This is a genomic window from Bacteroides sp. ET489 (genome assembly GCF_030518095.1).
Lineage (GTDB): Bacteria > Bacteroidota > Bacteroidia > Bacteroidales > Bacteroidaceae > Bacteroides > Bacteroides ndongoniae.
Genome location: NZ_JAULLJ010000004.1, coordinates 149,274 through 165,630, shown reverse-complemented (window position 1 = coordinate 165,630; position 16,357 = coordinate 149,274). Strand labels below are relative to the sequence as shown.

8 protein-coding genes are annotated in these 16,357 nt (G+C 49.5%); all 8 read left to right on the top strand.

The window, feature by feature from the left end; translation table 11 throughout:
* The 8 genes from Q3C19_RS03765 (at position 1) to Q3C19_RS03730 (ending at position 16,333) form a co-directional block, all read left to right on the top strand.
* Entirely contained in the window at positions 1-471 is a 471-nt protein-coding gene (locus tag Q3C19_RS03765; protein ID WP_277120274.1) for an HlyD family efflux transporter periplasmic adaptor subunit, read from the top strand.
* 744 nt (positions 472-1,215) lie between these two features.
* The gene (locus Q3C19_RS03760) at positions 1,216-4,626 is read left to right on the top strand and encodes an alpha-L-rhamnosidase (RefSeq protein WP_302727351.1); all 3,411 of its coding nucleotides are present in this window, start codon (positions 1,216-1,218) and stop codon (positions 4,624-4,626) included.
* A 680-nt stretch (positions 4,627-5,306) separates the two neighbouring features.
* Complete coding sequence (locus Q3C19_RS03755; protein WP_302727313.1) at positions 5,307-5,825, top strand: sigma-70 family RNA polymerase sigma factor; 519 nt, start codon at positions 5,307-5,309, stop codon at positions 5,823-5,825.
* A gap of 71 nt (positions 5,826-5,896) precedes the next feature.
* The gene (locus Q3C19_RS03750; protein WP_083381054.1) at positions 5,897-7,132 is read left to right on the top strand and encodes a DUF4959 domain-containing protein; all 1,236 of its coding nucleotides are present in this window, start codon (positions 5,897-5,899) and stop codon (positions 7,130-7,132) included.
* 36 nt (positions 7,133-7,168) lie between these two features.
* The gene (locus Q3C19_RS03745; RefSeq protein WP_302727310.1) at positions 7,169-10,465 is read left to right on the top strand and encodes a TonB-dependent receptor; all 3,297 of its coding nucleotides are present in this window, start codon (positions 7,169-7,171) and stop codon (positions 10,463-10,465) included.
* A gap of 22 nt (positions 10,466-10,487) precedes the next feature.
* A complete protein-coding gene (locus Q3C19_RS03740) occupies positions 10,488-12,515 on the top strand; it encodes a RagB/SusD family nutrient uptake outer membrane protein (protein ID WP_071150015.1) in 2,028 nt (675 codons plus the stop codon).
* A gap of 107 nt (positions 12,516-12,622) precedes the next feature.
* Positions 12,623-13,420 carry a DUF4886 domain-containing protein gene (locus Q3C19_RS03735; RefSeq protein WP_277120264.1) on the top strand — a complete coding sequence of 266 codons (798 nt, stop codon included), beginning with the start codon at positions 12,623-12,625 and terminating at the stop codon, positions 13,418-13,420.
* Positions 13,421-13,855: 435 nt separating this feature from the next.
* Positions 13,856-16,333 carry a family 43 glycosylhydrolase gene (locus Q3C19_RS03730; protein ID WP_302727307.1) on the top strand — a complete coding sequence of 826 codons (2,478 nt, stop codon included), beginning with the start codon at positions 13,856-13,858 and terminating at the stop codon, positions 16,331-16,333.
* The last annotated feature ends 24 nt before the right edge of the window (positions 16,334-16,357 follow it).

Below are 16,357 nucleotides of genomic sequence, written 5' to 3'. Positions count from 1 at the left end.
ATGGAAAATAAAGACATAGAACTCAGAAGTGAACAGGTGCGGAAAATCATCGGACAAATTCCTCCGGTACTGATACGTAGCGGAATCGGTGTCATTGGCGTCATCGTGGCACTGCTGCTGGCAGTGGCGGCATTCGTGCCCTATCCCGAAACGACAGAAACTGATATCACCCTGACAAGCATCCGGGAAAAACAAGTCATTGCCACCGGAGAACTGCCGTATGCTTGCATTACGCAAATCAAACCGGGCATGAAGGCGGAAATAGAACTGGAAGGATATACAAGTAAGGAATACGGCTATCTGCAGGGAACTGTCACCACCGTTTCTCCTCGGACAATCGACCGTGGCGGGCGCAACTATTTCAGTTTTACTTTGTCGCTGAAAGAAGTATCTTTCATGCAGGAAGGCATGAAAGGAAAAGCATCCATTATCGTGTCGGATAAAACCTTGTTCGGTAGAATATGGGAATAAACAGCTACGTTTCAACGGGTAGACTTATATACAGGTGATATTTGATATGGCTCCGTTAAACTCCCTCTTTAGCGTCCCCAAGTCCCTCTTTAGCACTCTAACTATGCTTGCATTGCTTGTGAGCCGCACTTGCATTGCTTGTGAGCCGCACTTGCATTGCTTGCGAGCCGCACTTGCATTGCTTGTGAGCTGCACTTGCATTGCTTGTGAGCCGTGCTTGCATTGTTTCTCGGCAATCCGTTTACTTGTTTTTCATTTCACCATTTCGCTTTTCAGATGGGTAGGGTGAAAACGGCGGGTGTCAGTTTCATCCGTGTCATTTGTGAGGCATCCTTTCACCCCGTTTTGAGAATAGTTTTCCCGAATTTGCCTTCACACCTTCACCTTTCGTGTAAATCGCTGGTGATGTGATGATTATGGTGAAACTTCACGCTTCACCGTCTCTCACCGCGAGTCTCACTCGTTTGTGAGACTTCTGTATATGCTTGATAATCAATGCTAATTGTTTGTGAAGTCTCATGTTTGTGAAAGATACGTTTCACCATGTTTTTTCTTTCATTTTTCAATTCCGATTGCTTATATTTGTAAAGTGAACTACAGAGGATGCCTCTATTGAAAAACAAAAACTGATAAATTGTTTGCTTTATGAGCTGGAAAATCTTCTTCCCGATGTTTCTGGGACTATTGTTCTGCCTGTTGCCAGCAGGTGTCTGTGCCGATGAACGCGTTCCGCGGCTGGAAGGAATGAGTGTGGAATATGTGGAAATGCCGTTGGCTGTCGATGTAAGCTGTCCGCGTTTCGGATGGCGTATGGTGGGCGACAGCACCGTGCGCGGACTGCGGCAGGTGGCTTACCAACTGGAAGTGACGGACGAGTATGGCACATTGGTGTGGAACTCGGGTCGGGTGAAGGACAGCCGTTCGCAGAACATTGAATATAAGGGCGAAGCGTTGAAACCATTGACGCGTTACGACTGGCGGGTGACGGTGTGGGACAGCGAAGGCCGGCGCCTGCAACAGACTTCCCACTTCGAAACCAGCCTGCTCACCACGGACGGCGTGGAAGGCTGGGGAGGAGCCCGCTGGATTGGTGGGGGAGACGATGACCGGATGTTTTATTCGCCTTACCTGCCTGTATTCAAGCTTAACCTCACTTTCCGCCTGCGCGAGGGAGCCGCTTCGCGCAAGTTGGCTTTCGTGTACGGTGCCAACGACCGCCGGCTGATGGATGCCAACATGAATCTGGAGCACTTGGAGAACGGGCGTGACAGTTCTTATATAAAGGTAGAGTTCGACCTTGCGCCATTAGACTCCGGCCGTGCCGCCCGTCTGAATGTCTATCGGGCAGGGTACGCTGCTGCCGACCGTGCGGACGTTCCTCTCCGTTCTTTTGAAATACCGCTTACTGTGCTTGATAAAAGCCGGATGCATGCCTTCCAGCATTTTACCCTCTATTCCGATTTGGGCTTTACCCGTTTCTATAAGGACGATACACTTTTGGGTGAGGAAAATCTCAATCCGTTGGGGCGGGGTGGTGACTTCATCGCTTTTCCGGTGGTGGGCGATGTCGGGTTCAGCGTTGGCCGTCCGACAGACCTGGAGGAAGCAAACATCGAAATCTGCAACTTTCGCAGTCCCGAGAACCGTCTGGCTTTGGTGAAGATGGAACAGGAGCGACTGGAGCAGTCGGCACACGGCTATTATCTGGTGAATCCCAGCCGCAATGCCGCGCCCATGCTGCGTACGGAGTTCAGCACCCGACGGGCGAAGCTCAGCAAGGCACGCCTGTGCGTCACGGCACGGGGTATCTACGAAATCTACCTGAACGGCCAACGCGTGGGTAACGATTACTTCAATCCCGGCATGACGCAATACAACAAGACCCATCTGTATCAGATTTACGACGTTACTTCCCTGCTGACCGAAGGCCGGAATGCCTTAGGTGCCGTATTGGCCGAGGGCTGGTGGAGCGGAGGAGCCACCTATACGGGCGAGAACTGGAATTTCTTCGGTGACCGTCAGTCGCTGCTGGCACAGCTTGTTCTGACCTATGACGATGGTATCGAGCAACGCATTGTCACCTCGCCCGACACCTGGAAGTGCTTCACCGGCGGGCCGGTGATTTACGGCAGCTTCTTCCAGGGCGAAGTCTACGACGCTACCCGTGAGAAGGCTGTCGAAGGTTGGGCACGGGCCGGTTACGACGACTCGGCCTGGCTTCCTGCGGTAGAAGTGGCGACGGCGGGCAACGTCAGCACCGTGGGCGGGGGCAACACACCGCGTGTGGACGACTATTCCCGCTTCCAGCTCGTAGCCCAGTACGGGCAGACGGTGAGAGCAGTGCGGAAACTGACGGCACGTTCGGTGGAAGAGGTGCGGCCGGGTGTCTTTGTCTACGACATGGGGCAGAATATGGCCGGCGTGCCCGAAATCACGCTGGAGGGAATGGAGCCCGGACGAAAAATCTGCCTGCGCTTTGCCGAGGTGAAATATCCCGACCTGCCCCGTTATGCCGGAAACACAGGCCTGATGATGCTCGAAAACATCCGGGCAGCCATGGCGCAGGATCTTTATACCACCCGTGGTGGACGGGAAACCATCACGCCTCGTTTTACCTTCCACGGTTACCGCTATGTGGAGATTACCGGCATCGACCGGGCACTGCCTGTGGAGGCTGTCCGCGGCGTGGTGCTCAGTTCGGTAGACCGTCTGACTTCCCACTACGAAACTTCGAATGAAAAGGTCAACCGCCTGTGGCAGAATATCGTATGGTCCACTTACGCCAATTTCCTTTCCATCCCTACCGACTGTCCGCAGCGCAATGAGCGTATGGGCTGGGCAGGCGACATCTCTGTCTTTTCGCGCACGTCCACTTACCTGACGGATGCCGGACAGTTTCTACGCCGTTACCTTCGCGCTATGCGCGATGTGCAGCGCGAGGACGGTCGCTTCCCCGACGTGGCGCCGATGGGAGTAGGCTTCGGAGGATTGCTGTGGGGCAGCGCGGGTATCACCGTGCCCTGGGAGGTCTACCGGCAGTATGGCGACCGCGCCCTGCTGGCCGAACACTACGAGGCCATGTGTCGCTATATCGACTATGTGCTAGCCAAGAATATCGACCCACAGACTGGCGTGCTGGTGCAGGAAAAGGTGTGGGGCAACCTGGGCGACTGGCTCGGCCCCGAGGACAACAAGAACGACAAGACCCTGATGTGGGAGGCCTACTTCCTCTACGATTTGGAAATCATGTCGAAGGTGGCTGCCCTGCTGGGGCGTGAGACCGATGCGGAGCGCTACCGTTCGCTTTACAAAGAACGGCTCGACTTCTTCCGTCGCACTTATATTTGTCCTACGACAGGCAAGACCATCGCTTCCGGTGCTGACGGTCCTGCCAAAGGGCAAGCGGTGGACATACAGGCCTCGTACGTGCTGCCGCTGGCTTTCGGATTGGTGGAAGACAGCCTGAAGACCCGCTTCGCTGCGAACCTGGCGCATACCGTTAGCCGTGCCAATGTGGCGGACAACGGTCGGCAGTGTCCGCCCTATTCGCTGATGACGGGCTTCATCGGAACTGCCTGGATTTGTAAGGCACTTTCGGACGGCGGGTACGATGACGTGGCCTACCGCCTGTTGCAACAGACTTCCTATCCTTCGTGGCTTTATTTGGTGGAGCAAGGTGCCACTACCATCTGGGAACGGCTCGACTCGTACACCCACACCGACGGTTTCGGCGAGAACAATCGCATGAACTCCTTCAACCACTATTCCTTCGGGGCGGTGGGAGCCTGGATGTATGGCTATTCATTGGGTATTCAGTGCGATGAGGCTTCGCCCGGCTTCCATCATTTTGTGCTTCGTCCCACTCCCGACCCGACGGGACAGATGAAATACGCCAAAGGATATTACGATTCTCTTTATGGCCGCATCCGCAGTGAGTGGCAGTTGGCCGACGACGGCAGCGTGCACTACTCGTTCAGCATCCCCGCCAACACTACGGCCACGCTTTACCTGCGTGCAGATTCTGCTGACAGCCTCACCGAAAGTGGCCGGAAGTTATGCCGCGGCAGTCGTGGTGTGGAGCAGCTGACCTGTCGCGACGGGTGGGTAATTCTAGAACTCCAGTCCGGTACTTACAGCTTTGTAAAACATGAATAGGTTCGGGCTGCCCCTACGATGAAGGGGTGGTAAAACAGAAGTGACCGCATTTTGATATTTTAGGCACGGATTACGCGGAAAGCACGGAGGAAGAAAATGAATATTAATCCGTGTATTTCCGTGTAATTTCTGTGTCTAAAGGAAAGGGTTTCCTTAATCTGTATTCCCTTCATTTCATCACCAATAGATTTATGTTAGAAGCTGAAGTCTGTACTGTTCTGTAGGAGGGTGCCAAAACCCAATAATGGTATCTGGCTGAGGGTGTCGAAACTTAGTTGTAGTATTTGATTCCCCTCCTTCTGGAAGGAGGGGTGCCCAACGGGCGGGGTGTTAGGTTTTACGCCACTCTGCATATTAACACTTTATGTTTTCACCTACCACCTCCCCCTTCGGGTACTCACCCCCTCTTAACTCCCCCGTTATCGGGGGAGAACAACCTTCCAGAAGGAGGAGAATTTAGATACTTCTCTCTTTTTTCGTCGAGTATCACTCGTTTGTGATACTGTTGTATGCTATTGATAATCAGTATATATTCTTAAGGTTGTATCATGCTTATGCGTGATACGTATTCCGCCTTCTTTTTGTTTTTCATGTCTCGGGTTCATTCTATTTTTGCATTGAGCTCCTCAGAAAGAGGGCGCGATGAATTGTATAATTTGAACCTACAAAAACTAAGAATCATGGAAGACATGAAAACCACATCCAACGAACTTGTTGCCAACTCCTACCGGCAATATTCACGGCCTGTGCATGCCTACCTATTTAATAGGATAGACGACTGGGAGACTGCTCGCGACCTGACTCAGGACGTCTTCCTGCGTCTGCTCGACTACAAACCGATGCTTCGTCCCGAGACGGTGAAGAGTTTCATCTTTACCATCGCTTCCAATCTGCTGGTGGACTATTGGCGTCGTAGTGGACTGAAGCAGGAATATACCTCTTATTATATATATGACTGCTGTCCGACGTCGGTAGAAGATGTAGAAAGTCGTGTAGTGGTAAAAGATTTGTTGACCTTAGAGCGATACACCTTAAACAAACTTTCGGAACAACGCCGGAAAGTGTATGCTATGAAACGCTTTCAGGACAAAGACGTTCCCGAGATTGCTGCCGAACTGCAACTTTCCATCCGTACGGTGGAAAATCATTTGCGTCTGGGACGTAAGACGGTACGTGAATTTATCAGACAATGTATCTGAAAAAAAGACTTCGGTCGGATGATGCGAAAGAATTGAGTTAATAACATAAATCTAATTTAATTTTATTGTTTATGAAAAATGGATCATTGAATCTGCTACAGGTAAGAAGTCTGCTTCTTTTCCTGTTTGCCACTTGTGTGGCATCCGTTTTCTATTCCTGCAATGATGAGGAGGGACGGATTACGATTGACAATTCGGCTCCTGCCCAGGTCACCAATGTGCAGGCAGTTGCCGGTCCGGGTGAGGTTACCTTGAGCTGGACCAATCCTGACAGTCCCAGCTTCATGTACACCAAGATTTCTTACACTAATTCCAAAGGTGAAGAGAAGTATGTGCTGGTAGCAAAAGACAAACCTTCAACTGCCACCGTGAAAGGATTTGCCAGTACGGACGAATGCAAGTTTTCGCTGTATGCCTGCTCGGTGAAAGGAAATAATGCCGGTGCGGTAGAAGTATCGTTTGCTCCCGGTGCTCCGGCTTATCTGGAAGTGGTGAAGACCATTACACTGAGTCCGGTATTGGGCGGTACATTGGTGAACTATAAGAATGAGTTCAATACGACGGTACTGATAGCATTGGAATACCATCAGGCAAGTGATGCCAGCAAGACAGGAAGCACCAAGTTCGAGGTGCCAGCCAACAGTGAAGGCACACAGTTAGTAATGCTGATGGACAGTAACAACGAATTCCTGCAGGGTGAGTGCGTTGTCAGAGTCAGTGCAGAAGATGAGTACGAGAATGCTTCCGAACCGATTGAGAAGACGATTACACCGATACCGGCAGTTAAGATAGACCGTTCTTTATGGAGTTTCCCCGGTTACAATGAAAATTCGAATGACGCAACCATCGGCTACAGCTCTCAGGAAGCACAGGGCGAAGGCGATAAAGACGGCCTGAAGAACGGACGTGTAGTTTCGATGATAGACAGCAGTCTGAATACTTATTGGCATGCTTCCTGGAAAGTGGCTACCAACTATCCGCATTGGTTCATTCTGGATATGGGTAAGGAAGTAACCGTTGCCAGCGTGGAACTGACCCGTCGTCAGGGAGATGCCCGTGGACAGAAAGGACAGCATATCTATACTTGTACGGAAGCCGGTGCGACCGATCCCAGCAATTCGGACAGTTGGCAGTGGACCGATCATGGTGATTTTGCTTTCGATCCCAATACCGACGTGCCTCAGTCTTGCGGCTTGCCTACAACGCCCCGTGCCCGATATATTAAGGTGTACTTCGGTACCGAACACAAAGGTACGGGTTCGCAAGCCATGTTGGCAGACTTGAATGTCTATGGTGCAGAAGAGTAAATCTAATACGAATACATAAAAATACGTTTTTACATCATGAGAAAGAAATTTATATGGGTTGCCGCCTTATGTGCGGCCTCCCTATATCCCGCATCGCAGGTACGTGCGGCGGTAGAAGTGGTACAGGAAGTACAGCAAAGCGGAAAGACTGTGAAAGGTAAAGTTCTGGATAAAAACGGCGAACCTGTTATTGGTGCCAACGTGATGGTGAAAGGAACGACAAACGGTGTGATAACCGATATTGACGGTAACTTTACGCTGAACAATGCTTCGGGCACGTTGGTCATCTCTTACATCGGTTACCAGACAGTGGAGATCAAGGTCGGTGCTCAAAACGATTATAATGTAACCTTGCAGGAAGATTCCGAATTGCTGGAAGAAGTGGTAGTAGTAGGTTACGGTACGCAGAAGAAGGCATCACTGACGAGTGCTATCACACAGGTAAAAGGTGAAGAGGCTTTCAGCAATAAAGGTATTACCAATGCTACTGTAGCTTTACAGGGTGAGGTTCCGGGACTGGTCATTACGCGTACGTCTAGCCGTCCGGGTAGTGAGAATGCTTCTATGAAGATTCGTGGTGATGTTTCTATCAACGGTGATGGTAATCCGTTGGTGATCATTGACGGTATGTCCGGTTCGTTGGATGACTTGAACGCCATGAATGCCAATGATATTGAGAACATCTCTGTGTTGAAGGACGCTTCGGCCGCCATCTACGGTGCCCGTTCTGCTTCGGGTGTTGTGTTGGTTACTACGAAACGTGGAAAGAAAGGCAAGGCGCAGGTGACTTATAATGGCGCCATCAGCCGTTCTATTACCGGTATTCAGCCTTCGTTTACTACCAACAGTGAATGGCTGGACATGTTCTATCAGGCTCAATACTACGATGCGATAGCTGCAAATCCCAGCCTGAGTACGCCGGAGGAAGTACATAAGAACATCAACTGGTGGATATTCAATTCGTTTGGAGGACCGACACTGGATGCTTCGGATGTAGATCCGACAACTGGTAATCCGGTTGTATATAAAGGGGAGACACTGTTCAACGCCCTGCGTGCAGGCCGGGTACTGACTTTGCAGAACGGCGACAAGGTAGAGCGCTGGGATCCGAATGTCTATATGCAGGATGTATTGTATGGTAGTGCTACTTCACAACGTCACGCAGTGACCATCTCCGGTGCAGATGACAAATTCGGATACTATGCTTCGTTGAGCTATTCGGATGCCAATTCGCAGTTGAAGATAGCCGAAGATGGTGAGAAAAAATACGGTGCCCGACTGAACATGGATTATCAGGCTTACGATTTCCTGAAGTTCGAGACCGGCATGTCGTATGAGAAGCGCGACATTACCACTCCTTCGACCGATGTCGGTGCGGGTTGGTTCGACCCTTGGTTCTGGCCTGTATATAACCAGAACGGCGATGCTTACGATACATTTAGTGGAAACCGTAACCCGGTTGGTGGTTTGACACAGGGTGGACAGATAAAGAACTCGTTTACCAATTTCCGTGCCAACGGCAAGGTGACGCTCGACCTCAACAAATGGGTACAGGGTCTTTCTTTCTCTGCTACGGGTAATTATAAACTGGCTCAGCGTGCCACACAGACTGCCAAGAATAAGGTGCAGTATTACGACTGGGTAGGCACACAGACCGGAAACAAGCAGGGACCCGGTTCGCTGGAAGAAAAGATGGAACGCTGGGAGAATGTGACTTTGGGAGGTTATGCCAACTATGAGCGCACATTTGCCGAAGTCCACAGTTTGTCTGCCATGTTGGGTCTGACGGCCGAACAGGAAAGTTATAAAAAGGTAAGTGCTTCACGTGGTATGGGTCCTCTCTATCCGGGATCTGGTCTGACGGATTTGGATGTATGGATTGACGGAGCTACCAAGTCGGCTGGTGGTGGACAGAGCTCATGGGGTTTTGTTTCCTACTTGGGACGTCTGAACTATATCTACGATGACAAGTACTCGGTAGAAGTGTTGGCACGTCGTGACGGTTCGTCGAAACTCTCCAAAGAGCAACGTTGGAAGAACTTCTATTCTGTTTCCGGCTTCTGGAGAATCTCACGGGAGAATTTCCTGAAGGACATCAACTGGCTGGATGACTTGAAAGTGCGTTACAATTACGGTAAGACCGGTAATGTGAACGGTATCGACAATTACGAACGCTTTTCTACTATTAGTACCGGTACTACGTTGTTTGGCACTACAGCTACTCAACATACTTCGTTGTGGGTGGCCAACATGACTTCAGACCAACGTACTTGGGAAACCATTTACAGCCACAATGCAGGTGTTGACTTTGCTGTGTTGAGCAATCGGTTGAGAGGTTCGTTCGATTACTTTGTGAAGACCAACGATGGTATGTTCATCGACGTAACGTATCCTTCTGTATTGGGTGCATCTGCTCCGAAGACCAACAACGGTAAGTTGCGTACCAAAGGTTGGGAAATAGCCTTGAACTGGAACGACCAGATTGGACAGGTAAGATACAACATCGGTGCTTCGCTGGCCGATGCATCTACTGAATTGCTGGAGTTGACGAACAATGAAAACGTGCCCGATCCGGGTAAGAACACGAACCGTTTGGTTGGCAGACCGTTGAATGCCATCTATGTGTACCAGACAGACGGAATCTTCCAGACTCAGGAAGAAGTGGACGCTTACTATGAAATGTATTACTGGAATGCCGATCGCACAGGCCCTAAAGCTAACAACATCCTGCCGGCTCCGTCCGAAACAGGTACCAACCGCTTGCGTCCGGGTGCCCGCCGCTATGTAGACTTGAATGGTGATGGTGCCATTACGACCGAGGACCTGTATTATGCCGGCGATGCCGCTCCGCGTCTGACATTCGGTATTAAGTTGGGTCTTGAGTGGAAAGGTATTGACTTTTCAGCCTTCTTCCAGGGCGTAGGCAAGCAGAATATTCTGAGAACGGGTAATGTCTATGCTCCGTTTGTAACAAATTACACGCTGCAGAACAGTACCTTCCTGAACAAGACATGGACGCCAGATTATACAGATGCTGAATATCCGATTATTTCGCGTGACCAGAACTTCAACAAGTTCAACTATAACAACGTGGATGCTAGTGTACAGAACAACCGTTACATCCGTCTGAAGTCTTTGGTAGTAGGTTATTCGCTTCCCAAACAATGGATTGCCAAGGCCGGACTGAACAAGGTGCGGGTTTACTTCTCGGGCGATGACCTGTGGGAATGGACCAAAGTGAAAGATGGTTATGACCCGGAAAATGGTGAGGCTTCAAACAACACGTTCCCCTTCAGCCGTTTGTTGACTTTTGGTGTGGACGTAACTTTCTAACTAAATTCTTAAAACTTGAAATATGAAAACAATATTGAACAAGATATTTCTGGCTTCGGCTATGACCTTGTCTTTGACGGCATGTAGCGATTTCCTGAATAAGGAACCCTTGTCACAGGGTACGGAAGCTATCGTCTTCAAAACACCGGAGCATTTTGAGCAGGCTGCCAATGCGCTTTACAATGTAGAAGCGTGGAAGAATTACAACAATCAGGCAAATTATGACAGCATGGACCGCAATCTGGATATTTCCGGATTGGGTAGTAATGGAGGCGGTTCGGCTCCTGAAAGCAACTATCAGTGGGATAAACCGTACAGTCATATCCGTACTTGTAACATTCTGTTGCAGAAGGCGGCAGAATATACAGGCGATCAGGCAGAAATTGCCCAGTCGGTAGGTACGGCTTACTTCTTCCGTGCATGGCAGCATTTCTATCTGTTACGTATCTTTGGTGGTGTGCCCATTGTCGATCATGTACTTGACGTCAACGATGAAGTGCTTTACGGTCCGCGCAAGAGCCGTTACGAAGTCGCTGCATTCATTATTTCCGACCTGGAAAAGGCTATTCCGATGTTGCCTCAGGAAAAGAATATTCCTGCTGATTCCAAAGGAAAGGTCAGCCAGGAAGCCGCCAAGTCTTTCCTGGCCCGTGTACTGCTTTACGAGGCAACATGGGAGAAATATGTACCGACCATTGGTTACGACCTGGACGGAGACGGTGTGAACACTGGTGCCGGTACAGCCAAACCGGAAGGATACTACAGCATCGAGAAAATGTTGAGCGAGGCCAAACGCCTTTCAGGTGAAGTGATTGACGAGGCCGAGAGCGGTACCTTCGAATTGTGGAACGAATGTGATAGCCTGAGCTACTTCTATCTGTTCAATATCGACGATGGTGCGGGCAACATTCCTAACTTCATGGGTGCAGGCAAGAGTACCAACAAGGAGTTCATCTTCTTCAAGAAGTACGATTATGATTTGGGACGTGGTGGCATCAACCTCTCACACACCGTGGCTACCTGGCAGGGTTCCAACATCAGTTCCAGCTTCGGCGAGTCCTTCCTCTGCCGCAACGGTCTGCCTATCCGCATCAGCTATACGGGCGACATGAAGGATGCACAGAACAATCCCCAGTTCGAGGGTTATGATACGTTTGTGGGTGAGTTCCGCAACCGTGACTATCGTTTCATCGGTTGCTGTATGTCCATCCCCGACCGGACATTCTGGAGCAGCCGTCCGGAAGATGGCCGACAGCTGACGGAGACTGGTAAACCTTATCCCGATCCGGTATTCCCCAAGAACAATGACGTGTATGATTCAAGCGATCCTGCATACAGCAGCACTTGTGCCGTGTTTAAGCCGACTCTTCGCAACAACTCTACCGCCAGCAGTTATGGTAGCCGCAAGTTCCTGATTGAAGGTGCAGGCAGACCCAGTGAAACGGAATCGGCCGATTATCCGTTGATCCGTTTGGCCGAAGTACACCTGATTTACGCCGAAGCTACTTGCGAACTGAATGGTGGAACGATTTCGGATGAGGATTTGGATAAGTCTATTAACAAGAATCGTGCTCGTGCCCGTGTGGCTCCGTTGACCAATGCATTGATTGCTAACGTATGGGATGCCGGTTGGTTTGACCACGCTACCGGAAAAACCATCTGTAAGAAGATGAATATGCTGGACGAGATACGCCGCGAGCGTGCTTGCGAGCTCTTTGGTGAGGGCTTCCGTCTGGATGACTTGAAGCGCTGGGGTATTGCCCACATCAACCTGACCGGACAGAAACTGGGTCATAAGATTTTGGGTACTGCCTACGAGACCGAAAAGGCCAACGATGCTACTTACTTTGGTGAACCCTGCTATTATCCCGAGAAATATCCGTTGCTCTACGGTATTTACGAAGGAAGTGGACCGGACGATCCTGACTATGGACGTTCCATCGCTACTTTGGCAGGTAACTTGCTTTTCAGCCAACGCGACTATCTCTCTCCGATACCAAGAACACAAATGCGTCTGAATAGCCAGTTGAAGCAGAATCCCGGCTGGTAATCCCTGCTTGTTTATATTGCGATAAGAAAGTCTGATTGTCTTCTGCCTGGTTGCGGACAATCAGACTTTTTTCTTATTTTTGTCCGAACTCATTAAAATATATGATTATGAAACAAGTCATTCTTATTTTCATTTGTATGTTGGTGCAATCCGTCGGCTCGTTGTGTGCGCAGACCGAAAAGGACTCTGTACGTGTACTCTATATAGGGAACAGTTATACTTACTATCACGACTTGCCGCTCATGGTGCAGAAGATTGCCCGGAACATTGCAGTGGACCATCGGATGAACATTGCCTGGCAGGCTTATACCCCTGGTGGGTGTACATTTAAAAAGCACTTGCAACGGAAGGAGGAACAGGAAGCTATCCGGAAGGGGAACTGGGATTATGTGATTTTGCAGGAGCAGAGCGCCGCTCCCGCCAAGCCGACCGCCATTGTGCAACGGGAAACCTATTCGTATGCCCGCCAGCTGGACAGTCTGGTTCATGTGTACAATCCGCAGGCACATGTCATCTTTTATATGACGTGGGGACATAAAGACGGCTGTCAGGAGCCGCATGAAGCATATCCGTTGATAGATACGTATGAAGGCATGCAGGATCGGCTGATAACCAGTTATCTGGAAATGGCTTATCAGAACGATGCCTGGTGTGCACCGGTCGGGATGGCTTGGAAGCGTGTTCGGGCCGAGCGTCCCTATCAGTCGCTGTATTGGCCGGACGGTAGTCACCCCTCTGTCTTGGGAACCTACCTGGCAGCCAACGTAATCTTTTCCACTCTTTTTCAGCGTCATTATCAGACAACCTATACGGCAGACCTCGATGCCGAACTGGCGGAATACATACAGCAAGTGGCTCAGCAGACCGTGCTGGATAACCGGAGGCTGCTGAATCTTCCTCAATAACAAGCTGGCCGCCGCTAATCGGACATTTCTCATTGAGCGTACGGAGGAGCTTATTCGTAATAGTATATAAATTCAGGTTTCGGATTTTATCTTAACCTGCTATTTCCTTGTCTTACTGACTTTGGGTCGTTCTCTAAGCATGAGAACTACATTCTCACTGAATGAGAATTTCTTTCTCATGCCTATGAGAATCTTTTTCTCATAACTGTGAGAATAGTTTTCTCATACTTGTGAGAATAACTTTCTCATAGCTGTGAGAAACTGTTGAGACAAGAGCCTGTTGCGTAAAACCCAAGCAAGCAGTTGGAAGTAGGGCAGAGATTCATATACGCTCCTGTTGTGCTTTTGCCTAAAAAAGGTAGGTGGCTGTCTGCCTCCCCAAGTGCTGTGTATAAATGTGATAATAAAATAACCTATTTAACTGGTATCTTTTTTATGAAAGCAAATTTTCTTTTTCTCCTTTTTGTGTTCTTGTCGTGGCAAGTGCAATCGCAAGAGTATCCTAAATGTATCTTGCCGGGTGATTATCCCGATCCGAGCATTCTGCGCGATGGCAAGGATTACTACATGACACATTCTCCATTCTATTATGCGCCGGGCTTTTTAATCTGGCATTCTCAGGATTTGGAACATTGGGAACCCGTTTGTCGTGCCATGACGGAATGGCAAGGCTCTGCTATGGCTCCCGATTTGGTCAAGTATGGCGAACGCTATTATATCTATTATCCGGCGGCAGGTACCAATTGGGTGATTTGGGCCGACCGGATACAAGGCCCTTGGAGTGAACCTGTCGATCTGAAGGTGGGAGGCATTGACCCGGGACATATCGTAGATAAGGACGGAAATCGATTTCTTTATGTGTCTGAAGGCAAAGTCGTTCCTTTGTCGAAGGACGGACTTTCGGTCAGTGGCGAAGTGACGAAGGTGTATGACGGTTGGCCGATTCCCAAGCACTGGGTTACAGAAGGCATGTATCTGGAATCGCCAAAGCTGTTTTTCCACGACGGCTATTATTACCTGGTTTCGGCCGAAGGAGGAACAGCCGGTCCTGCTACAAGCCACATGATAGTAATGGCCCGTTCGAAAAGTGTGCTGGGACCGTGGGAAAACTCTCCGTACAATCCGCTGGTACATACGTATAGTGCAAACGACAATTGGTGGTCGAAAGGCCACGGTACGCTGGTTGATGACGTAAACGGCAACTGGTGGGTAGTCTATCATGCTTATGCCAACGGCTACCATACATTGGGAAGACAGACATTGGTTGAACCGATAGAATGGACTTCGGACGGCTGGTGCCGTACGGCAGAGAAACCGAGATCCCGTCTTGACAGTCAGTCTGATATAGAACACGGAATAAAGCTGTCGGACGATTTTGCCGGTCCGGAATTGGGAATGCAGTGGACCTTCTGGAAGGAGTATGCTCCGAAAGCATTGAAGTTCGACAAGAATACCCTGTGGCTGGATGCGAAAGGAAAAACACCAGCGGACGGACGCCTCTTGTTGGTGACAGCTGAAGACAAGAATTATGAGACTCAAGTCGACGTACAGACAGGCAAGGGAAACAAAGCCGGGCTGGTATTGTATTATAATGAGCAGGCTTATGCCGGTCTTGTTTCCGACGGTAAGGTGTTTACCGTCTACCGTCATGCAGATAAACCGGTGGAAGTCCCTAATACTGTCGGACGGAACTTCTCTGTCAAGATTAAAAATCAGGGAAATCATGTTTCTGTTTGGGTTAGTAAGGATCGGAAAGACTGGACTGCCATAGCCGAGGACATCGACGTGTCTGGCATGCATCACAATGTCTACAAAGGCTTCTATGCATTGCGAATCGGTCTGGTAAGTATGGGAAAAGGCGAAGCCGGATTCAGCCATTTCCGATATAAGAATGCGGTGCCGCAGGAAAAAAACATGAGTGCTTATCTGATGGTATTCCATAAGGATGAAACCCATGGGTTGTATATGGCAATCAGTCGCGACGGATATTCGTTTACGGCTTTGAATGGTGGAGAACCGGTATTGGCTGGTGACACTATTGCCAGCCAGCGGGGCATTCGCGATCCTTACATCTATCGTGGTCCGGACGGGGCGTTTTATCTTGCTATGACCGACTTGCATGTATTTGCGAAAAGAGACGGTTATCGGGATACAGAATGGGAACGTGATGGAAAACTTTATGGCTGGGGAAATAACAAAGGACTGGTTCTGATGAAGTCGTGGGACCTGATACACTGGAACCGTGCCAACATCCGTTTTGACAAACTGACCGCCGGACTGTCTGAGATAGGTTGTGCCTGGGCACCGGAAATCTGTTTTGACGAACAGAAAGGGAAATTGATGATATATTATACCATGCGTTTCCGTAATGAAAGGAATAAGTTGTATTATGTATATGTAAACGATGATTTTAATCAGATAGAGAGTTTGCCTCAATTGCTTTACGAGTATCCCGATGAAAACATTTCGGCCATAGATGGAGATATAACACAGGTGGGCGACCGCTATCATCTGTTCTATGTAGCACATGATGGGACACCGGGTATCAAGCAGGCGGTATCAGACCGTATCAACGGAGGATACAGATACGATTCTAAATGGTACGATTTTGAGCCCAAGGCTTGTGAGGCACCGACCGTATGGAAACGGATCGGAGAGGAGAAATGGGTATTGATGTATGATGTATACAGCGTTACACCACATAATTTCGGATTTACGGAAACAACCGATTTTGTAACGTTTAAAAATCTGGGACGGTTTAATGACGGTGTGATGAAGTCGACCAATTTCAATGCTCCCAAACATGGAGCTGTCATTCATCTGACGGCGGACGAGGCTGACCGTCTGGAACTGTACTGGAAAGAGAATGGAAGAAAATTTGTTCCGTCCAGGGATAATGTGATGATAAAATAGAAGGAATACAGGTTCCTGAAAAAG

Coding starts and splice junctions, on each gene's coding strand:
- Q3C19_RS03765 (WP_277120274.1), top strand. CDS start 1: ATGGAAAATAAAGACATAGAACTCAGAAGTGAACAGGTGCGGAAAATC.
- Q3C19_RS03760 (WP_302727351.1), top strand. CDS start 1,216: ATGAGTGTGGAATATGTGGAAATGCCGTTGGCTGTCGATGTAAGCTGT.
- Q3C19_RS03755 (WP_302727313.1), top strand. CDS start 5,307: ATGGAAGACATGAAAACCACATCCAACGAACTTGTTGCCAACTCCTAC.
- Q3C19_RS03750 (WP_083381054.1), top strand. CDS start 5,897: ATGAAAAATGGATCATTGAATCTGCTACAGGTAAGAAGTCTGCTTCTT.
- Q3C19_RS03745 (WP_302727310.1), top strand. CDS start 7,169: ATGAGAAAGAAATTTATATGGGTTGCCGCCTTATGTGCGGCCTCCCTA.
- Q3C19_RS03740 (WP_071150015.1), top strand. CDS start 10,488: ATGAAAACAATATTGAACAAGATATTTCTGGCTTCGGCTATGACCTTG.
- Q3C19_RS03735 (WP_277120264.1), top strand. CDS start 12,623: ATGAAACAAGTCATTCTTATTTTCATTTGTATGTTGGTGCAATCCGTC.
- Q3C19_RS03730 (WP_302727307.1), top strand. CDS start 13,856: ATGAAAGCAAATTTTCTTTTTCTCCTTTTTGTGTTCTTGTCGTGGCAA.